Here is a 24588-nt window from a genome sequence, read left to right as displayed (position 1 = left end):
TATAACTCCACTCTAAAGGCTCAGCCTTTTTTTAAAAAAGCTATTTCTGAGTCTCTTTTGTTATGCAATTTTGTTGATTTTGAACATTTTTTAATTTTCATGGGAGTTGACGAGTTTTATTATAATTCCGCATAAAACAGCTACTCCTACAAATGTGAATAGGTAAAGAAAAGGAGAATGAGAATTAACCTTACTAAAAACCACTTCACTTTGAAGTGTCTCTACATTATCCCAAGCACTTTCAAAATCTGGTTTATAATTTCTTGTTTTTATATAACCGACTAACATCATACCGAAAAAATAGACTACATGAATTACAATTGAACTAATAAATGCTTGAAGGAACAACATCATTTAGACACCACCTTTACAACCCCTTATCACCATAATAACCTATATGTCTTGTTCAACTAAACTGCCGCGTTAGTTTAAGTGTAAACCTTCACAAACTTTTTCTCATTTTAACATAAATATCCAGTTAAAGTGAATTTACTATTAACAGATATAGGGTAGGTGTCACCATACCATTTCACTATAAATCAACCTTTACCTTTAACATTGTCTAAAACATAAAACACGTATTTCGGTGGTTTTATACCCAATTATCCGATTATATAAAGTGGATCTAGTTGATTGGAGCGTAGAGCGGCGACTCCAGTGGGAACAGCACGAGCTGAAGACCCTGGACTGAGCAGCGCGAGGGAAGCGGCTGAAGCCGTGCCCACGGAAAGCATCCGCTCGCAGCGGAAATCAACGGCATATCTACATTATTAATTTTAAGGAACGGGCGTCTTTTACCCGGTTTTTCTTTAATTTGAAATTTGACCTGTATTTTAATCATATAAATTTGTAGAATGTGGAGGAAGTTTCACCTCCAGTAACGAATCATAAGAAAAGGGGAGTGTTTGTTTTTATGTGGAGTAAAATTATTGGGTTATTAATAGGAGTTATGGGAATCATTTATATTTTCTTCATACCAGGTGACCCTGTTTCAACGAAGATTCTTTTTAAGCTTATTCCGATGCTGCTTATTATTTTGTTTGCGTTTCTTCAACCCGTCGGAGAATCTAGAAAATATAAGACCCTTATTTTAATCGGTCTTACGGTATGTATGCTTGCTGACGGATTAATATATTGGTTTATAGTCGGACTTATCACATTTTTAATCGGTCATATTTGGTATATCTTTGCATTTAAACAAATTAAACAAACGTCTATTCCGAAATGGGCTATTGTATTACTCCTAGCATATGGGTTCGTAATGGTTATTTGGCTTGCAGGAACTCTTTTGTCACAAGGAGATACAATATTGGCATTTGCAGTCATTATTTATATTGCTGTTATTTTGATGATGGGATGGAATGCTTTTCAAACTGCCAATAAGTTCGCAATTATCGGTGCTATTTTATTTATATTTTCGGATTCTACACTCGCTATCAATAAATTCATAGTAGATGTCCCTTTCTCTGATGCTCTTATTATGATCTCCTATTACGGAGCGCAATTCATGTTTGCTCTTAGTATTCATTATTCCGTATCTCGAAAGAATCTGTTAAAATAAGAAGTAGCTTTTCAAATCGAAAGGAGATTTAATCTCATGAAAGAAACTTTAATCGAGCGTTTAGTACGCTACGCAAAAATAGATACACAATCAGATGCTTCAAGTAAAAACTGCCCATCTACTGAAGGTCAATGGGATTTACTTCATGAGCTTCAAAAAGAATTAGCAAATGTAGGATTAGAGGAAATTACATTAGACGAGAATGGGTATCTTTTCGCAACCTTACCTGCTAATACAGACAAAGATATACCAACTATTGGTTTCTTAGCTCATGTTGATACAGCTACAGATTACACAGGAAAAAATGTTAAGCCCCAGAGAATCGACAGTTATGACGGACAAGATATCACCCTAAATGAACAGACAATCATGACAGTTCAAGACTTCCCTGAATTAAAAAATTATGCTGGTCACACACTTTTAACTACAGACGGAACTACGCTTCTTGGTGCAGACGATAAAGCCGGAATTGCTATCATCATGACCGCAATGGAATATTTCATCCAACATCCAGAAGTAAAACACGGGAAAATTCGTGTTGCGTTCACACCTGACGAAGAAATCGGACGTGGTCCACATAAATTTGATGTGGAAAAATTTGGAGCAAAATTCGCTTATACAATGGATGGTGGCCCTTTAGGAGAATTACAATTTGAAAGCTTTAACGCAGCTGGTGCCAAGGTTATAACGAATGGTAAAAGTGTTCACCCAGGTTCTGCAAAGGACAAAATGGTGAACTCCATTACTATGGCTACAAAATTCCAATCTCATATGCCAATAGATGCTGTTCCTGAAAAAACGGACGGTTATGAAGGTTTTATACATTTGATGAATTTTACTGGAGACACGGAAAAAACAGAGCTTAGTTATATCATTCGAGATCATAATCGTGAAAAGTTTGAAGCGAAAAAACAATTGTTCATAGACACAGCAGAGAAGATTAAAGCAGAGTATGGCGAAAATGCTATAACTGTGGAACTAAACGATCAATATTACAATATGGGTGAAAAAATCACACCTGTAATGGAAATTGTAAATGTAGCAAAAGATGTGATGATTGCACTAGATATCGAACCACTTATTATTCCAGTCCGTGGTGGAACAGATGGCTCTCAGCTTTCCTATATGGGAATGCCTACACCTAACGTATTTACAGGTGGAGAAAACTATCACGGAAAATACGAGTTCATCTCTGTAGATGTCATGGAAAAATCAACCGAGGTAGTAAAAGGGATTATTCAATCGTTTGAAAAACAAGCTTAAGTTGGTGTGAATATGCGTGAAATATTACTAGGAGTTTTAGCTTCTTTGTTTTTTGCTGTTACCTTTATACTTAATCGTTCTATGGAAATATCGGGAGGGAGCTGGATTTGGAGCTCCTCCCTTCGATATTTTTTCATGTTGCCCTTTTTATTCTTCATTGTTTATTATCGAAAAGGTTTATCTACTACTTTCAAAGAAATAAAATCTGCTCCAGCCGCTTGGTTACTATGGAGCTTTGTAGGTTTTGTATTATTTTACGCACCACTCACTTTTGCAGCAGCATATGGACCTGGTTGGTTAATATCTGGTATGTGGCAATTCACGATTGTCGCAGGGGTTCTACTTGCACCATTATTTTTGATGAAAGTAGAAAACAGAGTCATTAAACAAAAAATCCCAGTCGTCTCACTATTTATTTCTCTCCTCATTTTAATAGGTATCATCCTTATACAAATTCCAAATACCGAATCAGTAAATTTGCAAATGTTTATTTTAGGGATTTTACCTGTACTGATTGCAGCATTCGCCTACCCTTTGGGTAATCGTAAAATGATGGGACATTTAAATGGACGTTTAGATACATTTCAGCGCGTTTTAGGAATGACTTTAGCGTCTATGCCAGCTTGGATTTTACTGGCGATTTACGCTGTATTCACTGTAGGCTTACCATCTTCAGGTCAAGTATTTCAATCCTTTATTGTAGCTATTAGCTCGGGAGTTATAGCTACTATATTGTTCTTCATGGCAACCGATCGGGTTCGAGATCATCAAGGTAAATTAGCAGCCGTAGAAGCAACACAGTCAACTGAAATCATTTTCGTTATTATTGGTGAAATGTTCTTATTGCATGTGCCTCTACCAACACCAATTGCTCTTATAGGACTCGGAATTATTATTTTAGGTATGTTCTTGCATAGTTACTACACGAAAATATTAAATGCAAAAGCTCTAACTGTACAAACAAAAACAGGGCAATAGAAAAGATAAAGTGGAGTGCCGTGAAAATTAGCGACACTCCATTTTAAATTAGCCCTTTAACACCGGCTGATAAAGTAGAGACACTCCCGAAGAAATTGCTGCTTCACTTACTGCTGCAGCCACTACTTGAACCACTCTCTCATCTAAAGCTCTTGGAATGATGTAGTCATCTCTAAGTTCGTTTTCATCAACTAGCGATGCAATTGCCTCGACAGCAGCTAACTTCATACGCTCATTAATATCCGTTGCTCTTACATCTAGTGCTCCTCTGAATATCCCTGGGAAAGCCAACACATTATTTACTTGGTTTGGATAATCAGAGCGCCCAGTAGCTATCACTCTAACTCCCCATTCTTTTGCAAGTTCATATGAAACTTCCGGAGTAGGATTGGCAAGAGCGAAAATAATGGAGTCGTTATTCATTGATTGAACTAGATCTTTTGTAAGTAGATTAGCTACGGATACACCGATAAATATATCCGATTTATCCATCGCATCTTTTAGCGAACCAGTTAAACCAAGTGGATTTGTTAAATTTGCAATCGATTGTTTAACAGGATTCATGCCTCGTTCTCGACCTTCATAAATAATTCCTGTTGAATCACACATAATAATATTAGTATATCCTAACTGAAGAAGCACTTTTAGAATTGCCATTCCCGCAGCACCAGCTCCATTAATCACAACTTTAACATTATTATTTGTTTTATTTACTAGTTTCATCGCATTTTTAAGCCCAGCACCTACGACAATCGCTGTCCCGTGTTGATCATCATGAAATACAGGTATATCTAGCTCCATGCGAAGTCGATCTTCTATTTCAAAACAACGTGGAGCCGAGATGTCTTCTAAGTTTATAGCACCAAAAGTTGGACTAAGTGCTTTTACGATCTGGACTATTTCATCTACATTTTTTGTGTCCAAACAAATCGGAAACGCGTCAACCCCAGCAAACCTTTTTAATAATATTGCTTTTCCTTCCATGACAGGTAAAGCAGCTCCTGGCCCAATATCACCGAGTCCTAATACGGCAGTACCATCAGTTACTACAGCAACTAAATTCCCTTTTGCAGTATAATCGTAAATAGTGGATGGATTGTTATGAATTTCAATACACGGTTCTGCAACACCTGGTGAGTAGGCCAAACTTAAATCCTCCATGCTATCCATTGGAACTTTAAAGACAACCTCCATCTTTCCCTTACTTTCACGATGCAATCGTAGCGCTCTTGATTTCAAATCCATCTTCACACCATCCCTTTCATATTTTCCCCTTTGATAAGGATTATTAGAGTTTCCACTCAACAATCTTTATATTCTGAAAATTATAGATATTCTTAAACTGGATGTCAATGGTTAATACTTAGTGAATATCTTCACAAATAAATTCCTATGATTATATTTTATTGGAAAATAAAGTTTAATTTTTAGATGAGAATCAATAATCAAATTCATAAAAAATATTATATTGTTAAATCCAAACAACGCTAATTTTAGCTTTCGGTGGGCACGGCTTCAATCTCCTCGTAACTACGAAAACATATGCTCCTGCGGTTACTCGTCGCAAAGACATTGGTCAAACAAATCTTTCCTGCGAGCTTTCAGCAAGGGCTGTTCCCGCTGGAGTCGCCGCCTGCCACTCCAATACACGGGATCATTGCGATATTAAGTAAACATTGCATTTTTAAATGAAACAAGTAATTATGAAATTTACTCATGTAAATTTTAAGTAAAAATTTGCACAAAAAAATCGGCAACCACTTTTTGGCTACCGACATAGTAATGCACTATCTCAACTTTGAGGGGGTTAAGGTGTGCCTTGCATCAGCTACAATTTGGAGAAAAGTCGCTGTTTAGAATTTCTCAATTAGGAGAAACTTTCTATATGGTAATGATAATCATTTTCAATTAAAAAGTCAACTATTTGTATAAAAAAATGTATACTACATGTATGACAATTTTATCGAATGACCAAATCCAACAACTAAATAACTACAGTGTTTATACTCAGGCTAATGGAACAACGCTTTTTCACGGTAATAACGTTGCTAACGCGCTCCCTACTATTAAGCTAATTTCTTCTGCACCTAATGAAACGGTTGCAGCTTCTTACTTTATGAGAAGAGTTGGCATGTTCATCTCCATGCAGTTTTACATGATGACTATGTATGATGAAATTTGGGATGGCCCGTTAGAACAGCTTCAGTTTTTTGGTACGACTGAATATGGAAATAAAACAATTAGTACATTTATTCCTCTAGAATACTTCCGAGATGTACAAGAAAATCGTGGAGTGGATATTCAGCTTATTTGGGAACTACAATGTTCTCCTATTATTGAACAGCTTCGTTCAGCATGCAGTATTTCTCCTCTTACTCTTTGGGAAAATGTTTTTGGATACTTGCTATGGCATTACTATATGTTTTTTGAAAATCCAGTGTTAGAAGAAAAAGCGAGACATGACTGGTATCTGTTAAAGGATTCATCAATTTGGAAGGCGTTTTCTTCAAAAGAATATTTACAATTTTATTTAAAAGACCAAAATCCTTCAGAGCTCATAAATACAACAGTCAGAACCACTTGTTGCTTTTCAAAGGATATACCTGGATTACAAAAATGTGGTTTTTGCCCACAAATTAAATAATTATATTAAACAAATTATGCATGTTTGCTCACTCTTTGGACATACCTAAGAAGAGTTCAATAAAAAGGAGTGAGGAAGATTGGGAAACAATATAGATGAACGTGTCGAAGCTAAACTTGAAAGTATTGGTCAAGAAGAAAAAGAAGAAATTCTAAAAAACTTTTCTAGCTTTAAATCGTACTTATCTGGAAAAGTTGCAGCTGGCGAAAAAATGGGACTTAGTGATGAAACCTTAGCTAAAGCTACTGAAAAAGTAGCTGGTTATTTAGCTAACCATGAAGAACCGCGTAATCGAGAAGAACATGTTCTTCAACAATTATGGAAAAGTGGAGACAAAGAACAGCAACAAGCTCTTAGCCATATGCTTTTAAACATGGTTAAAAATGGCTAATATTCGCAAGGATGCAACTGGAAGGTTCCTCGACAATCCCGATGGTGTTCGCACCACCAAGGAAAGTTTGTTTGATATGCATGAGGACATGCAAACGGTAGATGCCCTACCTGTGGAGGATATAAATATTGAGTTTCTAGATGAAAAAGACCACAACCACACAAAAAATCGTTCACTCAGTTCAGAACGATACCCCAAATAAAAAAACGCTTGCTCCATCCACGCAGGAGCAAGTTTTTTTATGCGACGAGCTTTGCGCAGGAGCAAGTCTTTTATGCGACGAGCTTCTGTGTTCTAACCTTATATAAGTTTTGCTGCTACCAGTCTTGTGCGAATTATAATGCCTATTAGTGCAGCAACAACTGCTTTTGCTAGGTCAGGAAGGACAAATGGTAACATTCCACCTTTGAAAGCTGCACCCCAAGGAAGTTCAGCAGCTACCTTTAGCCAAATTGAGCCAAGTACTAATATGATAAATACAGCTAATATATTTGCAATAATTGCTTGTATCTTTACATACTGAAATGTATCTAAATACCAACCGACAAATAGAGCAGCCGGAATTATAGCTACAAGGTATCCACCTGTTGGTCCTAGTATAATACCAAATCCACCCTTCATTCCAGCAAATACCGGAATTCCAATTCCCCCCATTAATACATACACAGTTACAGCCAGTGTGCCATACTTCGCTCCTAATATGGTGGCCGTTAGCATTACCGCTATCGTCATTAATGTAAATGGTACTGGTGGTATATTAATCATAATTTGTGCAGCAACAGCTATGATTGCAGCAAATAATGCGGCTACAATCATCATTTTTAAACGTTTATTTCTCATAAGTATTCCACCTCATTAATATAAGTTAACTTATTAAGATTTAAAGTAAACTCTTTTATATTTTAGTTAGTAATGTAAAGCACGTCAATATAAATATTGGGAGATGCTATAACTGGCATTAAAAATGCATCACACTTCCCTGGGGAGTGTGATGCATTCATTATTACCATCTACTACTAGCATTATCTATTGTTTCTAATCTCACTGTTCCTTTCTGCAAAGGTGGTGGACAAGCTTTGTTGTACTCCATTATTCGCTCATTCACTTTTGTCACTCTAAATTGTAAACCTTCTTTTTCACCAACTGTAAATTTTCGGGCAATCTCAGCCAATTCATCTTTTATCTCATGCTGCAGTTTTAACCAGTGTGGTTTAAAGCCAGCATCCTTCGCAATCTTTTGAAAGTGCTGAAAGATATCACCAGAGAAGTACTCTTCTGATATCGGCTTACCTGCTCCCTTTAAATTATCCATACCACCTGTTTTGGTGTACTCCTTTAAAATATCTCCTATCAAATCACTACTTGGCTTATTGAAGCTGTCATTATCCATAGTGCACCTCTTTCATGAATGATTGGTTCCATCTGGGAATGCGCTTGTAAATTATCCTATACGAAAGTGACTGTTGTATATTTGAGCAATCATGCTTTTCCATGATTAATATGTGCTGCTTTTTCTATTAATACTTTTACAAACTGTTCTTGATTGTCGGGAGAAATTATTACACTCCCCATTAACGAGTGTTTATAATGAATTTCTAGTGCATCCTTGGAAGAAAGTATACGATATCCAACTAATATATTGGATGATTTATTTACCTTTGTCATATCCTTATACTTTATTTTACTCCGAAAAGGACCACCTTTGACATACAAATAATCATCGTAAAATGTGTAATGGATGTCTACGAAAATCCAAAGAAGCATACCAGCAATTACTACAAATAGAGCAATCATTATCCAAATTGCAGGGTATTCAGGGTGCTTTGTAAAAAACAGCTCATATACTACTGGCCATAACGTTGCAACCGCAATAATTATGAGAGCAATTACTAGCAAAATTATAAATGTCCAGTCCCTTTTTGAACGGAACGCCATAACTTTTCCCTCCTATACCGATTTCGTAGCTGCATCCTTTATGCCTTCCCGGTGGGCATAAATGTTTTTCAAAATTACTTTAATCACTGCATAGGTAGGAATAGCTAGTATAATTCCCCATAATCCAGCGATATTCCCCGCTGCCAAAATAACTGTAATAACCGTCAGTGGATGAATATCTAGTGATTTCCCCATTACGTTTGGCGTGATAAAATTACTTTCAATTTGCTGTGCTACTAACATTATAATTGCTACATAAATTGCCAGCTTTGGCTCTTGGATAAGCGCAATTATGATAGCTGGAACAACCGAAATATATGGACCTAAAAAAGGGATGACATTCATCACCATTCCAAATATAGCTAGTAATAAAGCATATTCTAAACCAATAACAAAATATCCAATCAACAACATTAGTCCAACTAAAAAACTAACAAATAATTGACCCTGTATATACGAACGGAGTGTATCATCGATATCCGCTAATGTCTTTCTTATCCAAGTCTTTTTCTCCCCTTTAACAAAGCTAGATACAAAAGGGGCAAACTTTTCATGGTCTTTTAACATATATACCAAGAAAAACGGTACTAATACAAGCAGGAAAATACCTTGGAATACATTTTGGATAAATTTGAAAAGTAAAGAACCAGCAGAAACAGCTATATCATTAATCTTACCTGTAGCATCATTTACCGTATATTGAAACTTCTCTGGTAGAAGGTCTTTTTGAGAAAGCACATATTTTGTAAAATGCTCGACGTCTTTTACAATCTCCGGTGTGTTTTTAACTAATGTATTCACCTGTGTTGTAAGATGAGGCCCAATTAGAGCATAAAATAGCCACCCAATTAGACCAATCACAACAAACACGGAAATAATGCTTGCCCACCTTGGAAATTTGACTGACTCCAGCAAATTTAGGAGCGGACGTGATAGATAAAAAAGTACACCACCTATAAGTAAAGGTAAAAAAATCGTTTGTCCAATTATCAAAAGTGGTGAAAAAATACCTTTGACTTCCATGAACATACGAATAATAACTAATGTCAGTAGTATAGCTACTCCTGTTTGAAACCATAGTTTCTTTGTCATGTGATGCTCACATCCTCTATTATTAATAACTACTACATGGTACGGTTTTAGCGGCTTAAAGTTTCATTTATTACATATCGTACCATTATTAAGGTACACTTTTAAATAAATTGTTATCGGAAGGATGATTTAATATGGAGTACTATAAGCAAATCAGAAAATACGTTGGCCATCAGCCCCTTATATTACCAGGCTCGAATGTACTTATATTGAATGCGGAAGGGCAAGTACTACTGCAAGAACGGGAACCAGGCATTTATGGTCTACCTGGCGGATTAATGGAACTAGGCGAAAGTTTCGAGGATACAGCTATACGTGAAGTACTTGAGGAAACTGGACTACATATAGGAGCACTTCAGCTTTGCAATGTATATTCTGGTCCAGACTATTATATTGAAAATCCAAACGGAGATAAGTTCTACTCAGTTTCTGCAGTTTACAAAACATCTGAATACAGCGGGGATATTTTAGCAGATGAAATTGAATCTCTTAGCCTTCAATTCTTCCCTCCTACTCAATTGCCTGATGGTATTATGGTTAGTTATCGCACGTTTATTGAGGATGCTTTGCTTTAATCTTTACTGTTCCTTAAATTTATCCTTTTAGAAAGCGGATATCCCTTTTTGAATTTTACTTGCTCTATGTCTCTATTTACTTGCTGTCGATTACATTTTACTTGCTAAAGGGATAATTTTCCCAAAAATTCTTTTTAGTTTACACCTCAGATTTTATTAGGTATCAGATCAATAGAGTAAATGGAGAAAGGCTATCCTATGTAGGATAGCCTCTTTTTTATTTATTGGCGATATGAACTTTCAGCAGTTTACCTTTGACTGTTGTATTTCTCATCTTTTTCAATACAAGTGGACCTTTGCCATTTAATATCTCAACATAAGATACGGTGTCTTGAATAGTGATAATTCCTATATCATCTGCGGAGACTCCTTCGATTTTAGCAATAGTTCCAACAAAATCTACCGCCCGGATTTTCTTTTTCTTTCCACCATTGAAATACAGTTTTGTTATATTCATATTTAGTTGCTCACCCTTAGATTTTTTAACCTCGGGTTGCTCCTGCATTTTCTCATCGAATGAAGCACGGCTTTTTACAACATCTTCTTTAGTAGGCTCTGATTCTGCAGTAATTTCAAAACCAATAAATGTCTCAATTTCTCTTACAAACTTATCCTCAAATGGAGTTGCCAGCATAATCGATTTACCACTTCGCCCAGCTCGCCCTGTTCTACCTGTACGATGTACATAGCTTTCTTGCTCCAATGGTACATCATAATGAATAACATGTGTAATATCATCAATATCAATCCCACGAGCTGCAACATCAGTCGCAATTAAGTAACGAAACTCTCCTTTACGGAAATCATCCATCACCTCGAAGCGATCTTCCTGCATCATGCCACCATGTATTTTGTCCGCAGTATAACCTTTTTCATCTAATACATCCACAAGCTGCTCTACGCGCTCCTTGGTACGACAGAAGATAATACAACTGTCCGGGTTCTCGACAATTGTTAGCTTTTCAAGTAACGAAAGCTTTAGCTCCTCTACTACAACATACTTCACATGCTCTATATTTGGAGCATTTTCTTCAGATGCATCAATTTCAATGGATACTGCTTGTTTCATATACTTACTGCTTAATTTTTTTATTTGTTCGGAAAGAGTTGCCGAAAATAACATGGTCGTACGCGTTTTCGGAAGTAATTTAATAATAGACTCCACTTGTTCTAAAAAGCCCATATTTAGCATCTCATCTGCTTCATCAATAACAAGATACTCTATTTTAGATACATCTAGTGTCCCTTTTTCTATATGGTCTAATACTCTACCGGGCGTTCCTACAATGATATGCGTCTTTTGCTTTAGAGCTAACTTTTGTCTAGCGAAAGGTGATTTCCCGTATAAGGCAAGTCCTTTTATACGTTTGTAGCGTCCGATATTTGTAATATCCTCTTGAACTTGAACTGCCAATTCTCGTGTAGGCGTTAATACTAGCGCCTGTGGTTTGTTTTCTTCCCAATCTACAAGCTCACATAATGGTGTAGCAAAAGAAGCTGTTTTCCCACTGCCTGTTTTAGATTTTACTAAAACATCCTGTTTTTCTAAAACAACAGGTATTACTTTTTGTTGCACTTCTGTCGGCTCTGTATAACCTAATTGTTCTATGGCACGCAAAATCTTCTCTTCTAACTTAAACTCTTTAAAATGCACTATGCATAATCTCCTCTTACAAACTAATTTTAGTCACAACTATATCCGAATCTTCAAATGCTTTTAAGGCATGTTTTTCTAATGGTTTCATATGCAAAATGTTCCCGGTCGTAACAGTATGCTCCGCACCATCCACTGTAAACTGTACTTTCCCTTTTCTTACAACAATCAAAACATTTGCGTTGGCATGATGTTCTTTCACTTTTTCCCCAGCTCGTAATTGAATATTCATCAAGTCAAAATCTTCTGTTTTAAGAACGCTTGTTATTTGCTTCTCTGTATCGTCCAATACATAAGGTGTTTCGACTAAATTCATCTTATATTACTCCCCTTCATACTAGGTCAAAAATTCTCTTTATACCTTATCATATACGTAGTTTCTCCATTATATCGAAAATATTCGACAAGATGCCCTTGTATTCGAGTATTTAAAATCTATTTTTCAGAATTTCAACCTAATCTATGGTATAATTAAACTATCGCTAATCGCGTAATAAAACTAGAAAAGAGGCAGACACATGAGTTTCCAACGACAACCTAAGGAAGTTTCACCCTTTGTGGCAGCTAGGAAAATTGATGAGAAGATCTCTTTCACTCGTAATGATCACGAAGTACAAGGTACTATTTTTAAAATTTTAGAGCAATCGGTAATTGTTGAAATTTCTACCGAAGATGCTAAAAAGATTAATGTTCCTTCGAATCTTACAGTAGTGTCTCATAAAAACTACACGGTAATATAATTGTGAATTTCCTCGAGAAAAGCTTGTCCATATTTTTCTCGTTTATTTTCGCCTATTCCGTGAATTTCTAACAATTGTTCTTCGGTTTGCGGACGCTCTGCACACATATGCTGTAGAGTCTTATCTGAAAAAATAACAAATGGTGGTACACCTGCTTCGTCCGCAATTTTTTTCCGAAGTATCCTTAGTTTTTCAAACAATGGATCATTATTAGCAATTTGCTTTGTTACAGCTACGCCTTTGCGCTCCACTAATCTATTCCCCAGTAGTACTTCTTTTCCTGCATCTGATACATAAATGGTTGGTAAGCTTCCATGATCCACCGAAAGTAATCCTTCCGCAATCATAAACTCCATTAACCCTGACACTTCTTTTAATGATTTACCCTTTAATATGCCATATGTTGATAATTTCGTAAAACCAAAATCGACCACTTTTTTGTTTTGAGAACCAGTCAATACTTGCGCAGTAATTGTCTTGCCAAATCTTTGTCCCATTCGAACAACACATGAAAGAACCATTTGTACTTCCTTTGTTACGTTTTGGACTTCTCTTGAATCTGTACAGTTTCCACAACGACCACATTTTGTAGCATTTTGCTCTCCAAAATAAGTAACAACAAACTGCTGCAGGCAATTTTCGGTATGGCAATAATCTACCATGCCCTGTAGTTTTTCTAATTCCTGAGGAATCCGTTCACGATCCAATGCTTGGTCTATTAAAAATCGCTGCGTTTGAACGTCTTGTGATGCATACAAAACGATACATTCACTTGGTAGTCCATCTCGACCTGCTCTTCCAGCTTCCTGATAGTAGCTTTCCATATTTTTCGGCAATTGATAGTGAATCACATAACGGACATTGGATTTATCGATCCCCATACCAAATGCATTGGTTGCAACCATTACTTGTGCTTCATCTGTTAGAAAACGTTCTTGTTCTTTGTTTCGAAATGCTTCTGGAAGACCTGCATGATATTTAGCAGTCTGGATACCCGCCTTATTTAGCAAATCATATAAAAGGTCTACAGCTTTTCTTGTTGCTGCGTAAATAATTCCAACTTCGTTCGTATTTTTTTTAATAAATTCTTTTAAAAACTTATTTTTATCCTGTCCTAATACGACTGAAAATGCCAGGTTTGATCTTGCAAACCCAGTAATAACTGTATTATCCTCTTGGATTTGTAGTAATCGACATATATCATCACGCACAGCTGGAGTTGCGGTTGCAGTTAGGGCAAGTACCGTTGGTTGCTCTTTAAATACTTCCTTTAATCGATGAATAGCACGATAACTTGGCCGGAAATCATGGCCCCATTGTGAAATACAATGTGCCTCGTCCACTGCTATTAATGGGACCTTAACTTTTTTTAATTGATTTAAAAAAGTAGGCGATTCTAAACGCTCTGGGGCTATATAAAGTAAACGATATTGACCATTTTGTACTTCTTCCATCGTTTCTCTTACTTCTTCTGCAGTTAGCGTACTGTTTATGAAGGTTGCAGGAATACCAGCTTGAATTAGAGTATCTACCTGGTCTTTCATAAGGGAAATCAATGGAGAGATAACAATCGTAGTGCCTTCTAACATCAACGCCGGGATTTGGTAACAAAGAGACTTCCCTCCCCCAGTCGGCATAACACATAAACTAGAGTTCTCATCTAATACATAGTTTATAACAGTTTCTTGACCCTCTCGAAAAGAATCATATCCAAAATAAGTTTGTAATAATTGACGTGCTTTATCTAACACTTAGGTCACTCCTTTAATTAGAAACCCTCTACTTTCTTCTACTGTTTTTCTTCAGTGTCTTATTTACTGTGTTATTAGTTGGTTTAGGGTCGACTTTATCCACATCCGCTCCTAGTAGAAAATAACCGATCACAGAAGATACGATAGCCGCTCCTGCTGTAATAAGTAATTTATTTATAAATGTTACTTCTGAATATTCCTCTTGGTTTAGAATAATGGTTGCCAATACTGCCACAACTACCATAATCGGCAGGATTATTTTTGACTTTTTCATAGCAAACTTCCTTCCTCTGCACATGTATAGTATATTGTACCATAAGACTATCAAGGGTTTTTACCCATACGTATGAGATACTATATAAAAAAAACATATAAGGATGAATACATGATGCGAAATGAATTAGATATCAAAGTAACTGAAACACTTGCTCAAGATTTACAAAAAGGCGTTCCAATTTTAATGAAAGATGGCTTCCACGAAAAAGATTCTCTTGAGGAAGGAAGTATTTTAAAGCTGCAAAACCCGTCTGGTAAATTTATCGGAAAAGGGTATGTCGGCAAACAAAATAAAGGCATCGGTTGGCTGTTAACGAAAAATGAAAACGAAAAAATTGATAAATCATTTTTCCAAAAGAAAATTGAGACGGCAATTCAACATCGTAACGATTTCTACACTAGTACCGATACAACAGCCTTTCGCGTATTTAACGGTGAAGGAGACGGTATCGGTGGTTTAATCATTGACTATTTTGATGGATTCTATTTAATCAGCTGGTATAGTGAAGGAATTTTTTCCTTTAAAGATATAATTTTAGAGGCATTAGAAACTTCAGTTTCTTATAGAGGGGTTTATGAAAAGAAACGATTTGATACAAAAGGACAATACGTAGAAGACGATGATTTTGTTAAAGGCGAACGCGGAGAATTCCCACTCATCGTTAAAGAAAATGGGCAAAAATTTGCAATTTACTTAAATGACGGGGCGATGGTCGGGGTGTTTTTAGACCAACGTGATGTTCGTAAAACAATTCGAGATAACTATTCAAAAGGAAAAACAGTATTGAATACATTTTCATATACTGGTGCTTTTTCTGTATTTGCTGCAGCTGGTGGTGCTACGAAAACAACCAGTGTGGATTTAGCCAAACGAAGCTTAAGTAAAACAGCCGAGCAATTTGAAGTTAATGGAATCGATATCGAAGAGCAAGACATAATCGTGATGGATGTATTTGATTACTTTAAATATGCGAAACGTAAGGAACTATCCTTCGATATGGTCATTCTCGACCCACCTAGCTTTGCCCGTTCTAAAAAATATACTTTTAGTTCTGCCAAAGACTACACAAAATTACTTTTGGATGCCATTAATATTACAGAAAAAAACGGTGTAATTGTAGCATCTACTAATAATGCAACCTTTGGGATGAAAAAGTTCAAAACGTTTGTGGAAAAAGCTTTCAAGGAAAGCAATCGAAATTACACAATCGAGGAAGAGTTTTCACTTCCAAACGATTTTAAAACTTCTCCTCTCTTTAAAGAAGGTAATTATTTGAAGGTTTTATTTATACGTGCAAAATAAATGAGTAATAATATTTAAAAAACAAAGGAGGACGCACTTGCGCCCTTCTTTGTTTATATCATACTTTTCACTACTTTAGACATCATTGATCCATCTGCTTTACCAACAAGTAATGGTTTAGCAATTTTCATTGCCTCTCCCATGTTCATGCCTTTTGTAACTCCAGCTTCTGTTAAGACTGACACAATTTCATCTTCATTTAATTGTGTTGGTAAGAAGCTAGCAAGTAGTTTTAGTTTTGCATTTTCTTTTTCTATTAAATCCTCACGATTGGCTTCTTTTGCACCTTCTAAAGCTTGATTTGTTTGTTTTACTTCCCTATTTACGATGGCAATTTCTTCTTCTGGTGTAAGGGCAGACCCTTTTTCTTTTTCCGCATTATCAAGTGCAGATTTTAGTATGGTTAATACTCCTTTAGCTAGCACGTCTTTCTCTTTCATGGCGCTTTTTATTTGGTCAAAAACTATCGTTTTCAACATAATTTATACTTCCTCTCTTTTATATTTACTTATTTATTAATGGTATAGATAATAAAACGTTTAGTCTAGAATCTTTTCTCGGTCTTGCTTCTCGGATACCCTAGTCCACCAAAAATAAGCAGACGACTACAATAATTGAAGAAAAGCTCAAGTGGACGAAGAAAACTTCAGAACACAAGAGCTTTTTAGAAAAGTTATATTAACTTATCTCGCATTAACGGGCAGATTGGATCAAAATTATGTATTATGCTTCATCCGGCGTGAAAGTTCTGGATGCTAACTCAGAATCTAGCATAAACATAGCATTGGAATCACTTTCAATACGTTTAATTTTGTTAATCAGCGTATCAAATGATGCCTCTTCCTCTACTTGCTCATCAATGAACCATTTTAAGAATGCCATCGTTGCATGTTCACGTTCATCTAATGCAATATCAGAGAGATGATAAATACGACGTGTCACTTCTTTTTCATGTTTTAAGGAAGTTTCAAAAACATCTAAAGTCGAAGTAAATTCATTGCGCGGCTCGGCAAATCCATCAATTGTAGCTCGGTAGCCTAAATCACTTAAAAAGTTATAAAACTTCATAGCATGGAAACGTTCTTCTTCTGCCTGAACTAAAAAGAAATTAGCAAATCCATCGTATGCTTCAGCGGTACAATAAGCGGCAGCAGCAAGGTACGTATGTGCAGAATAAAATTCAAAGTTCATTTGATCGTTTAATGCTTCATGTAAATTGTTAGACAACATTGTAAAACTCCTCTCATATTAGCAAGATTGAATTGCACTTTAAGTATACAACTTTATCCATTTTAAAAACAAACAATAAGTGATAATGATTATCAATTAAACAAAGCATTAAGAGGAGTTTCTTCTTTCACTTGGAGTTTTAAGTATACTTTTAAACTTCTGCTTGTACTTCCTCGACAGTTTGCTCTACTTCTGATCGGGTCATTTTTTCCTTCCCGTTCTTTAGTGCTTTCAATGTTTTGTGAGCAAGTGCAAGAGGTAATTTACAGAATAACAATATACTCTTCCGATTAATACTTTTGATGTATTCATCGGCTTGCGCTAAATTGCCTGCTGCGTACTCGAACATATCCGACCTTGTCCATCCTTCTGGGAAGAATTGTACACCTCGCTGACTATCTTCGTCTTTATTTCGCAATATATTTACTGCTTGAAGTCCACGGCCGTATGCAATTGCCAATTCACGGTCCGTTTCAATATCTGCATTCCATTTCCACAAATCCGAAAGCATCACTCCAACAAGACCAGCTACGTAATAGGTATACTCATCGAGATCTTCTTTTGTCTTCACTTGCCAATTTTTACCTACCCACTTAGCCATTCCTTCTGCCATTTCACTAGTATAGGTTTTTACAGTTTCTAATAAGTCAGTAGGACAAATTTCCAGCCAATCTCCTAATCTAAGGGACACAGGAGGTAGTATGTCTTGATAGTCCTCTACCAGTTTCGCATACGCCTGCTTATCAAAATCTGCTAACAAGAGCTTACTTGTGGATAGCAGTATTTCTTGTTTATCTTTTGGATCTAATGATTCATGATCTTCAATCTCGTCTATTGCTCGCATGCATAAATAAGCAGAGGCAACCGCTTTTTTTAGTTTGGGTTCTAAAAAGGTGATTGGGATATAAAAAGTTCTACTTGTTTTCTTTAGCATGTCCATCGCTTCTTTTTGTAACGTTGCTACATCATGCACGATTAGTCCCCCGTTTCAATCAATTACGCCTCGGCGTAATTGCGTCCAGAAATTGAATTGAGCTTTGGCCTGCTTGGTGCAGGTTAGGTAGCCGTTGTCGCATGGAAGCGACCCACATGGGCTAACACCCTTCAAAATCTATGACATCCGCCGGAGGCTTAACTTGAATTCTGCTGATTCAAGTTAAATCTTATACACTCTATTGTATAGGATTTTAACAAAAAGATAAAATGACTACCGTTTATGCGTAAGACAACTATAAAAGGTACAGCTATGTTGTTATTTTGCTGTTTCCTTAAATACTGTTTTTTGCTCCTTCCAAAATAACGAAATTACAAAACTAATTGCGAGTATAAACATTGCCAATACATATGGATAATCAATATGAACATCAAATAAAATCCCTGCAATACTTGGCCCGATGATATTTCCTATACTCGTAAACGTAGAGTTTAGTCCTCCAACAAAGCCCTGCTCATTTCCAGCTATTTTAGATAAATACGTGGTCAGCGCAGGTCTCATTAAGTCGAACAACAAGAAAATCACAAAGGTCACGAGTAATATAGACCAGTAAGCTGAGACCTTAATCATCGCAAAAATGAAGATCGTTGATACACCTATACAAATTTGTATCAACCTAATTTCCCCAATTTTTCCTACAAGGCGATCAAAGGTAAGGACTTGGAATATTATTCCCAGAATACCACTTACAGTAATGATTAACGCAATATCCTTTGGCGTAAATCCATATTTATGATCTACAAATAGTGAATAAACTGTTTCAAAAGCAGCTAATCCAAAGCTAGATACTAAAATGATAATCATTGGAATCAAATAAATTGGTTCCAATACTTTCCGAAAACGTGGTTTAGCTACTCCTTCTTTTTCTTCCCGCGCTCTTTCAGGCTCCTTCAAAATAACAAGCGAAAATACTCCTCCTATTAATCCTAGAACCGCAGCAACAAAGAAAGGAAGTCTAGTTCCATATTCGGCTAAAAAGCCCCCAATTCCTGGTCCGATTATAAACCCAGCACTTATTGCTGCTGCAACATAGCCCATCGCTTTTGGTCGATCTCTTAAAGAGGTAACATCTGCAACAAAAGCCGTCACAGCTGGCATAATGAATGCCGCACTAATACCTCCCAATATTCTAGAAATATATAATACCTTCACATCTTGGCCAAGACCGAAGAGCATTTCCGACACTCCAAATATGAACATACCAATTACAATAATTTTTTTTCGACCAATTGAATCTACCCATTTACCTGCAATTGGAGAAATTAACAATTGTGCGAATGCGAATGCCGCTACTAAATAACCCATTGTAGAACCTTCTAAGCTCATTTCTCGCATTAATGTAGGCATTACAGGAATAATTAGTCCCATTCCTAAAAATACAATAAATAAATTTACTAATACAAAATAAATCACCTTATTTAAACCACTTCTTTGTGCAACCATCTTCAAACTCCTTATAATTCTGATTCAGCTTATTAAGTCAATTACATAATGTCCACTTTAAGTAAACGGATAATTAAATATGATTTCATATAAATATTCGAATTTTATTTTAAAATAAATAATTATGAATTTGCCTCTAATAATAAAAATAAACCCTATAGTAAATATAGGGTCAAGTAGTTTGAATTGGTATTTTAAGTTCCACTAAGAATTCATCCTCTTTGGAAGCTGTATAATTTATGGGCATCCATATATCATATACAATCGGGTTTACGACTATTTGGTGTTTTTCTATATAGTCGATTAACTTCTGATAGCATACTTCATATTCATCGTTCTCTAAAACAAAAGAAATGCTAAGATACTCTCCAGCTGGTAACGTGCTAATTTCTACATCTTCGTATTTTTCTTTAAAATCCTTGTCTGTCACAATATATGCAAATAGATAATCATAGTTGATATCATATAAGAATTCATACCTCTGCAAAGGAAATGCTCCACCATATAACGTATCAAATATACTACCTTCATCCTCTAACACCTTACTTATACGCCCAAATTCTCTATTTGGGATATCATCCACTTTCATATTATCGGTTTTTATCTTCACTATTTTTTGAGCTGGTTCTTTCTTAATTGATACGGTCATCATATTCGGATCCAATGCAAAAGCTTGTATTTGCTCTTTTTTCCTTTGCAGTACCTGCTTCGTCTTCTTAAGCCGTTGAAATTGTTCTTCAATTCTTTTCTCTTGGTTCTCAAGATATACAACTAGCTCTTCTGGCTTTAATGTTAAGGCAGATTGAACTTCCTCTAATGATAACCCAAGATACTTTAATGATTTTATAATATCCAAATAGTATAATTGTGTATTTCGGTAGTATCTATATTGATTACTTGGATGTATCTCAATAGGTTTGAACAAATTTATCCGGTCATAGTATCGTAAAGTTTGAACGGATATATTACTTAGCTTTGCAACTTCACCTATCGTCAAATAATGAATTTTCAAGTAATCTCCCCGTTTCTTCTCAAGAAATTTTGTGTCTTTTATATTTTCATTATATAGCTCTCCCACTACAACCTCTAGTATCAACGGCGTATTCCAATAATATTTGAGTAAGTAAATTGATTACTAAATAGATAGAAGGATACATAACTTTAGTAGATTGATCAAATGAAGGGTTCAGGATGTATATAGATAAAATAACCGAGAGAAAAAAAGTGGCTGGGACAGAACCCCAAAACAGCATTTTTCTCAGTGAGAAAAATGCTGTTTTTTTTCCTGTACACAAAATTGATTTCCATTCCAGGGAGCTTTCCACGGGCGTGGCCTGAGCCTGTACTCTCAGGCGTCACGCTATTCCCGTAGGAGTCGCCCCTCCATTCCAATCAATTTTATTAAATATCCATTATTTGGTAAAGCTTTCTCCTTATTCAATAAAATTTCTACTTCTGTCCCAGCCTCTTAACGATACTATACAAAATAGTAGCATTCTTAATTCAAATTGGATTACAAATAATTGAATCACTCTTTAAAACCCGACCAATTTCATCTAAGCAATACCTATTGTTCACCGGAAATTTATTTTTTCCCTCAAAAAATCTACCCCTAAATTACGGGATAGATTTTTTAAATTGTACTCTATTCAATTCCTTGAATTATTACCTCTTTTACAGGCAAGAAAAGTTCTCCTGTATTTAAGAAAGTCACTTGTACTTTATCTCCTTCTTGCATATAAACTGCAAGAGGAGCAACTTCTGAAGATACGATATAGCTTTGTTTGTTATCCAATAGGAACGACACTTGTGTAAAGTCACCTACACGTTCCTTAAAGACACGTACAACTGTACCGGCTATCGATTTCTCTTCAGCATTGGAGCTACCGTCTACGGAGCTTCCTCCACGTTGAATCGCTGTTTTATATAGTTTTAACGCTTCGTTTGGCGTATTGCCATAGACAGAGATCTCTGGATTTGCAGCTGATACTATAAAGTAATTTTGCAGGAATCCATTAGAGTCTAATACTGGCGTTAACCAGCTTGCTTCCCCGTAAAAATTGTACAACACCGGCATTTCGCCAGACCATTTTTTCTCGATAAATTTCTTTTCAATAATTTGCAGTGCTCCTTGAGAGTCCATATAAGAATCCTCTAGGTTTCCTGTGTAGAAAGTAGCTTCACCAGTTCGACCGTCTGTTAAAGAGTAACCTAGCATCGAATCTACTCCCTCTTTCGGACTCGTAAAGTCAGTAAAGTAATACATTTGTCCATCTTCACCAAATATTGGACTTACATTCGCTTCGGTTCCTTCATCTGACGGTAATCTCACATCTTTTTTACCAAATAGACTGTTGATGAATCCATGAACGTACTTACCAAAATAGCTATTTTGCAAGCTAACTGTTTCAGGAGATACTGCCCCATCTATAAACGTTGGTACGTCTGCTATTTCATAGGAATCTGTCTGACCTGTAGCTGGATCGACTGCCACGATTCCTTTTACTTCAAATCCATTACGTGCAGAGATGAAGCTACCGTAAGATCTGATGTAATATGGTTTTCCATCCTCGTCAATTTCTAACTGTGGATCTCCATAGAAAATTTTAGTTGGATGCTTCATACGCATATGTCTTTCTAAGTTTTTATGGAAATAAGAGGATGGTGTATAACTCATTTCAGCCTCTACAAATTTTGGATTATCCGAGGAGTCGGTTGCACTCATTGTAAAATACCCCGGTGTAACGTCTCCATTCCACCACTTGAAAAGTCCTGAAAATTCTACTGGAGCAATGTATACATACTCATCTTTTACTTTTTGAATTTGTAAGCTTCCTAATTCATAATAACTCGTATTTGGAACTTGCCCAAAAGCTTTTTTCATTTTATTGCGTGCAAACTTTGGCGGTACACTAGCTGGTGTCTTCGTTTCGTCAAATGCTTCAATTTCTACCTCTTGTTGCATTTCCGCCACTTTGTATTTTTCGTCTGCATTCCAAAAAGACGCTGTTAACATGAAGATAGTCAATACCAAACTTCCTAAAAACAGAATACCTTTTGCTTTTTGTTCTTTACCTTTTGCAAGCACCATCCCTGCTAATGTTGCAATAACTAGTAATGGCCATAACGCTGTCCAATTACGATCTAAGTTCGTTACATAATATATAATCGCAAGTACGATAAAAGTTAAAACCGCTAGACCAATGATGGAAGTTACCATGTCTTTTCTTTTAGCTGTCAACGGGACTACTAACAATGCGGTAAGTATCGCTGCAACTGCCGAAATAATAAATACGCTGGTCATTTTCTCAAACCCTCTCTTTTTTTCTGTCTAGTTATACTACGGATGAGAAGGAAAATGGTTTCATAAATACAACATGAAAACGATAGCATTTTATACTTCAAGCAAAAATAACTAACTAAGCATTTGCTATGACCTTACAATCTTTTTCTTTTACTTTAAAACCTTTTTTCCATGATACAACTACGAAGAACAAAGAAAGTAATAAAATTGCACTTAATACAATGAAACAATAAATGATGAGCTCTGAAGATACCATTTCAGTAAAGAGAGCAAGTAAAAGGATCCTGATTAAAAGACCTAATGTACGAAACAAACTATCGACCCTCCCTATTATATTATTAGGAATAGAGTCCATTAAGAAAGAGTTTCTAGCAACTCTAGTACTGCTGTTACCTATTGCCAAAAATAACATAAGTGATAGATATACAGGTAAATCTACGAACACGATTAATGATATAGCAATCGTATAAACGAATACTCCCAAGATAATCGTTTTCTCATTTCCTAATTTACTTGATAATGTTGGTACGAAGATCCCTGCAATTATTGCTCCTATTGCAAAAATCATCCCTTCAAGCCCATACACACTCGCATCTGCTTCAAGTACATCCACTAGATAGACAGGGAATAAGTAATTCGTTAACATAACCCCGATAAAAGGCATGAAAGAAAACAATAAAAAAAGAAATACGGAAGGACGTGCTAACATGTACCTAAGCCCTTCACTTGCTTGTGATTTAACTACTTTCCCTGTCTTTTCAATGGTTAATCTCACATACGGTAACTTCATGTAAAAATAGATGGCAGCGCCGTAAGATAACGTATCTAATAATAAAATGTAGTGTAAATCCCATTTTAATAATAAGATACTAGCTAATGCGCCCGCAATCATACTAGAAAGCTGTCCCTGTACTTCCATCGTTCCATTTAGTGATTTATATTGATTCTTCGTAAATAATTCTTGATTTAATGCAAACATAGTCGGATAAAAAATGGTGTAGTATAAACTACCAATCATATAGATAATCATATAATGCCAAATTTCATATGATAGGCCAAGAAATCCTATGAGGGAAAACATAAACAATAGTGTAAAGCATATGATTTCACTTGTTATTAATAATTTTTTTCGAGATACTCTATCAACCAAATTCCCTACGAATGGGGTAAGGATAAAACTCAAAATGGTCATACCAATTGTTATATATCCAAATACCTTATTGCCATTATCACTTGATACAAGCATCCATGGAATCGCAATCATCGTTATCCCCGAACCAATAGAGGAAGCAATATTAGCGAAAATAATGAGGCGGAATCGGGAGTCTTTGTATAGATTTTTCATTTGTAACACTCCTTAACTTTATCTTATTATTTCACTATAATTGAAAATTCAGCAATTTAGTTCAGTCATTGGTCTTAAGTCTTTCTCATACATTTGACGGAAGAAAAGA

Annotated in this window: 26 protein-coding genes; 9 read left to right on the top strand and 17 right to left on the bottom strand. The window is 35.9% G+C overall.

From position 1 onward, the window contains the following. Window positions 1-90: 90 nt before the first annotated feature. Window positions 91-354: a hypothetical protein gene (locus ACQCPR_RS00985; RefSeq protein ID WP_269923045.1), complete on the bottom strand. Its 264-nt coding sequence runs from the start codon at window positions 352-354 to the stop codon at window positions 91-93. 559 nt (window positions 355-913) lie between these two features. Here ACQCPR_RS00985 and ACQCPR_RS00980 point away from each other — a divergent pair. From ACQCPR_RS00980 to ACQCPR_RS00970, 3 genes are read left to right on the top strand one after another with little or no spacing between them, the layout of a single operon-like run. Beyond that, window positions 914-1561: a lysoplasmalogenase gene (locus ACQCPR_RS00980; protein WP_241600399.1), complete on the top strand. Its 648-nt coding sequence runs from the start codon at window positions 914-916 to the stop codon at window positions 1559-1561. A gap of 36 nt (window positions 1562-1597) precedes the next feature. Further along, entirely contained in the window at window positions 1598-2824 is a 1227-nt protein-coding gene (gene pepT / locus ACQCPR_RS00975) for a peptidase T (RefSeq protein ID WP_241600397.1), read from the top strand. 12 nt (window positions 2825-2836) lie between these two features. Continuing rightward, a complete protein-coding gene (locus ACQCPR_RS00970; protein ID WP_241600396.1) occupies window positions 2837-3802 on the top strand; it encodes a DMT family transporter in 966 nt (321 codons plus the stop codon). Between the two features lie 48 nt (window positions 3803-3850). On the opposite strand, the gene ACQCPR_RS00965 is transcribed toward ACQCPR_RS00970, so the two are convergent. Beyond that, window positions 3851-5047, bottom strand: coding sequence for an NAD(P)-dependent malic enzyme (locus ACQCPR_RS00965; RefSeq protein ID WP_269923046.1), 1197 nt, complete (start codon window positions 5045-5047; stop codon window positions 3851-3853). Window positions 5048-5753: 706 nt separating this feature from the next. On the opposite strand from ACQCPR_RS00965, the gene ACQCPR_RS00960 reads away from it, so the two are divergent. The 3 genes from ACQCPR_RS00960 (at window position 5754) to ACQCPR_RS00950 (ending at window position 7039) form a co-directional block, all read left to right on the top strand. Then, window positions 5754-6446, top strand: a complete 693-nt coding sequence (locus tag ACQCPR_RS00960) for a hypothetical protein (RefSeq protein ID WP_340878731.1) — start codon at window positions 5754-5756, stop codon at window positions 6444-6446. A 79-nt stretch (window positions 6447-6525) separates the two neighbouring features. Beyond that, a complete protein-coding gene (locus tag ACQCPR_RS00955) occupies window positions 6526-6837 on the top strand; it encodes a DUF3243 domain-containing protein (RefSeq protein WP_090570057.1) in 312 nt (103 codons plus the stop codon). Beyond that, on the top strand, window positions 6830-7039 hold the full coding sequence (locus ACQCPR_RS00950) for a hypothetical protein (RefSeq protein WP_090570060.1): 210 nt from the start codon (window positions 6830-6832) through the stop codon (window positions 7037-7039). The genes ACQCPR_RS00955 and ACQCPR_RS00950 overlap by 8 nt, the downstream gene beginning before the upstream one ends. Window positions 7040-7137: 98 nt before the next feature. Here the strand turns inward: ACQCPR_RS00950 and ACQCPR_RS00945 are convergent, their stop codons facing one another. The 4 genes from ACQCPR_RS00945 to ACQCPR_RS00930 all read right to left on the bottom strand — a co-directional run bounded on the left by ACQCPR_RS00945 (window position 7138) and on the right by ACQCPR_RS00930 (window position 9864). Beyond that, window positions 7138-7677, bottom strand: a complete 540-nt coding sequence (locus ACQCPR_RS00945; protein ID WP_427137936.1) for a biotin transporter BioY — start codon at window positions 7675-7677, stop codon at window positions 7138-7140. A gap of 163 nt (window positions 7678-7840) precedes the next feature. Continuing rightward, window positions 7841-8227 carry a DnaJ family domain-containing protein gene (locus tag ACQCPR_RS00940; protein ID WP_427137935.1) on the bottom strand — a complete coding sequence of 129 codons (387 nt, stop codon included), beginning with the start codon at window positions 8225-8227 and terminating at the stop codon, window positions 7841-7843. 89 nt (window positions 8228-8316) lie between these two features. Beyond that, window positions 8317-8772: a PH domain-containing protein gene (locus ACQCPR_RS00935; RefSeq protein WP_427137934.1), complete on the bottom strand. Its 456-nt coding sequence runs from the start codon at window positions 8770-8772 to the stop codon at window positions 8317-8319. A gap of 12 nt (window positions 8773-8784) precedes the next feature. Further along, complete coding sequence (locus ACQCPR_RS00930) at window positions 8785-9864, bottom strand: AI-2E family transporter (protein WP_269923051.1); 1080 nt, start codon at window positions 9862-9864, stop codon at window positions 8785-8787. 134 nt (window positions 9865-9998) lie between these two features. On the opposite strand from ACQCPR_RS00930, the gene ACQCPR_RS00925 reads away from it, so the two are divergent. Further along, window positions 9999-10439, top strand: coding sequence for an NUDIX hydrolase (locus ACQCPR_RS00925; protein WP_427137933.1), 441 nt, complete (start codon window positions 9999-10001; stop codon window positions 10437-10439). Between the two features lie 217 nt (window positions 10440-10656). Here the strand turns inward: ACQCPR_RS00925 and ACQCPR_RS00920 are convergent, their stop codons facing one another. Beyond that, window positions 10657-12096, bottom strand: a complete 1440-nt coding sequence (locus tag ACQCPR_RS00920) for a DEAD/DEAH box helicase (RefSeq protein ID WP_427138887.1) — start codon at window positions 12094-12096, stop codon at window positions 10657-10659. A gap of 13 nt (window positions 12097-12109) precedes the next feature. Then, on the bottom strand, window positions 12110-12409 hold the full coding sequence (locus ACQCPR_RS00915) for a cupin domain-containing protein (RefSeq protein WP_340878725.1): 300 nt from the start codon (window positions 12407-12409) through the stop codon (window positions 12110-12112). A 202-nt stretch (window positions 12410-12611) separates the two neighbouring features. On the opposite strand from ACQCPR_RS00915, the gene ACQCPR_RS00910 reads away from it, so the two are divergent. After that, window positions 12612-12833: a DUF2187 family protein gene (locus ACQCPR_RS00910; RefSeq protein ID WP_090570704.1), complete on the top strand. Its 222-nt coding sequence runs from the start codon at window positions 12612-12614 to the stop codon at window positions 12831-12833. On the opposite strand, the gene recQ is transcribed toward ACQCPR_RS00910, so the two are convergent. Together recQ and ACQCPR_RS00900 are read right to left on the bottom strand one after the other, a co-directional pair. After that, window positions 12818-14584, bottom strand: a complete 1767-nt coding sequence (gene recQ, locus ACQCPR_RS00905; RefSeq protein WP_340878724.1) for a DNA helicase RecQ — start codon at window positions 14582-14584, stop codon at window positions 12818-12820. The genes ACQCPR_RS00910 and recQ overlap by 16 nt on opposite strands. 28 nt (window positions 14585-14612) lie before the next feature. Then, complete coding sequence (locus ACQCPR_RS00900; protein ID WP_090570698.1) at window positions 14613-14858, bottom strand: hypothetical protein; 246 nt, start codon at window positions 14856-14858, stop codon at window positions 14613-14615. Window positions 14859-14972: 114 nt separating this feature from the next. Between ACQCPR_RS00900 and ACQCPR_RS00895 the strand changes: the two genes are divergently transcribed. Next, complete coding sequence (locus tag ACQCPR_RS00895) at window positions 14973-16163, top strand: class I SAM-dependent rRNA methyltransferase (RefSeq protein ID WP_340878723.1); 1191 nt, start codon at window positions 14973-14975, stop codon at window positions 16161-16163. A gap of 53 nt (window positions 16164-16216) precedes the next feature. On the opposite strand, the gene ACQCPR_RS00890 is transcribed toward ACQCPR_RS00895, so the two are convergent. From ACQCPR_RS00890 to ACQCPR_RS00860, 7 genes are all read right to left on the bottom strand, one after another. After that, entirely contained in the window at window positions 16217-16642 is a 426-nt protein-coding gene (locus ACQCPR_RS00890; protein ID WP_340878722.1) for a GatB/YqeY domain-containing protein, read from the bottom strand. A 244-nt stretch (window positions 16643-16886) separates the two neighbouring features. Continuing rightward, window positions 16887-17393, bottom strand: a complete 507-nt coding sequence (locus ACQCPR_RS00885; RefSeq protein ID WP_427137932.1) for a ferritin — start codon at window positions 17391-17393, stop codon at window positions 16887-16889. A gap of 151 nt (window positions 17394-17544) precedes the next feature. Next, complete coding sequence (locus tag ACQCPR_RS00880) at window positions 17545-18366, bottom strand: squalene/phytoene synthase family protein (RefSeq protein WP_090570687.1); 822 nt, start codon at window positions 18364-18366, stop codon at window positions 17545-17547. Between the two features lie 279 nt (window positions 18367-18645). Continuing rightward, entirely contained in the window at window positions 18646-19830 is a 1185-nt protein-coding gene (locus ACQCPR_RS00875; RefSeq protein WP_090570685.1) for an MFS transporter, read from the bottom strand. A gap of 172 nt (window positions 19831-20002) precedes the next feature. Continuing rightward, window positions 20003-20842: a MerR family transcriptional regulator gene (locus ACQCPR_RS00870; protein WP_427137931.1), complete on the bottom strand. Its 840-nt coding sequence runs from the start codon at window positions 20840-20842 to the stop codon at window positions 20003-20005. A gap of 633 nt (window positions 20843-21475) precedes the next feature. Then, the gene (locus ACQCPR_RS00865) at window positions 21476-23134 is read right to left on the bottom strand and encodes a hypothetical protein (RefSeq protein WP_427137930.1); all 1659 of its coding nucleotides are present in this window, start codon (window positions 23132-23134) and stop codon (window positions 21476-21478) included. 115 nt (window positions 23135-23249) lie between these two features. Further along, window positions 23250-24479 (bottom strand): MFS transporter, encoded by a 1230-nt coding sequence (locus tag ACQCPR_RS00860; protein ID WP_427137929.1) that lies wholly within the window; start codon window positions 24477-24479, stop codon window positions 23250-23252. Between the last annotated feature and the right edge of the window lie 109 nt (window positions 24480-24588).

Origin of the sequence: Psychrobacillus psychrodurans, from assembly GCF_050209195.1 — a bacterium.
Taxonomy (GTDB): domain Bacteria; phylum Bacillota; class Bacilli; order Bacillales_A; family Planococcaceae; genus Psychrobacillus; species Psychrobacillus psychrodurans.
The sequence above is the reverse complement of the archived record's forward strand: the minus strand, read 5'-3'. Positions and strand labels throughout refer to the sequence as shown.

What these genes read in the sequence shown, in the direction of transcription:
- ACQCPR_RS00985 (WP_269923045.1), bottom strand. Translation starts at nt 354, where the DNA reads ATGATGTTGTTCCTTCAAGCATTTATTAGTTCAATTGTAATTCATGTA.
- ACQCPR_RS00980 (WP_241600399.1), top strand. Translation starts at nt 914, where the DNA reads ATGTGGAGTAAAATTATTGGGTTATTAATAGGAGTTATGGGAATCATT.
- pepT (WP_241600397.1), top strand. Translation starts at nt 1,598, where the DNA reads ATGAAAGAAACTTTAATCGAGCGTTTAGTACGCTACGCAAAAATAGAT.
- ACQCPR_RS00970 (WP_241600396.1), top strand. Translation starts at nt 2,837, where the DNA reads ATGCGTGAAATATTACTAGGAGTTTTAGCTTCTTTGTTTTTTGCTGTT.
- ACQCPR_RS00965 (WP_269923046.1), bottom strand. Translation starts at nt 5,047, where the DNA reads ATGGATTTGAAATCAAGAGCGCTACGATTGCATCGTGAAAGTAAGGGA.
- ACQCPR_RS00960 (WP_340878731.1), top strand. Translation starts at nt 5,754, where the DNA reads ATGACAATTTTATCGAATGACCAAATCCAACAACTAAATAACTACAGT.
- ACQCPR_RS00950 (WP_090570060.1), top strand. Translation starts at nt 6,830, where the DNA reads ATGGCTAATATTCGCAAGGATGCAACTGGAAGGTTCCTCGACAATCCC.
- ACQCPR_RS00945 (WP_427137936.1), bottom strand. Translation starts at nt 7,677, where the DNA reads ATGAGAAATAAACGTTTAAAAATGATGATTGTAGCCGCATTATTTGCT.
- ACQCPR_RS00940 (WP_427137935.1), bottom strand. Translation starts at nt 8,227, where the DNA reads ATGGATAATGACAGCTTCAATAAGCCAAGTAGTGATTTGATAGGAGAT.
- ACQCPR_RS00935 (WP_427137934.1), bottom strand. Translation starts at nt 8,772, where the DNA reads ATGGCGTTCCGTTCAAAAAGGGACTGGACATTTATAATTTTGCTAGTA.
- ACQCPR_RS00930 (WP_269923051.1), bottom strand. Translation starts at nt 9,864, where the DNA reads ATGACAAAGAAACTATGGTTTCAAACAGGAGTAGCTATACTACTGACA.
- ACQCPR_RS00925 (WP_427137933.1), top strand. Translation starts at nt 9,999, where the DNA reads ATGGAGTACTATAAGCAAATCAGAAAATACGTTGGCCATCAGCCCCTT.
- ACQCPR_RS00915 (WP_340878725.1), bottom strand. Translation starts at nt 12,409, where the DNA reads ATGAATTTAGTCGAAACACCTTATGTATTGGACGATACAGAGAAGCAA.
- ACQCPR_RS00910 (WP_090570704.1), top strand. Translation starts at nt 12,612, where the DNA reads ATGAGTTTCCAACGACAACCTAAGGAAGTTTCACCCTTTGTGGCAGCT.
- ACQCPR_RS00900 (WP_090570698.1), bottom strand. Translation starts at nt 14,858, where the DNA reads ATGAAAAAGTCAAAAATAATCCTGCCGATTATGGTAGTTGTGGCAGTA.
- ACQCPR_RS00895 (WP_340878723.1), top strand. Translation starts at nt 14,973, where the DNA reads ATGCGAAATGAATTAGATATCAAAGTAACTGAAACACTTGCTCAAGAT.
- ACQCPR_RS00890 (WP_340878722.1), bottom strand. Translation starts at nt 16,642, where the DNA reads ATGTTGAAAACGATAGTTTTTGACCAAATAAAAAGCGCCATGAAAGAG.
- ACQCPR_RS00885 (WP_427137932.1), bottom strand. Translation starts at nt 17,393, where the DNA reads ATGTTGTCTAACAATTTACATGAAGCATTAAACGATCAAATGAACTTT.
- ACQCPR_RS00875 (WP_090570685.1), bottom strand. Translation starts at nt 19,830, where the DNA reads ATGGTTGCACAAAGAAGTGGTTTAAATAAGGTGATTTATTTTGTATTA.
- ACQCPR_RS00865 (WP_427137930.1), bottom strand. Translation starts at nt 23,134, where the DNA reads ATGACCAGCGTATTTATTATTTCGGCAGTTGCAGCGATACTTACCGCA.
- ACQCPR_RS00860 (WP_427137929.1), bottom strand. Translation starts at nt 24,479, where the DNA reads ATGAAAAATCTATACAAAGACTCCCGATTCCGCCTCATTATTTTCGCT.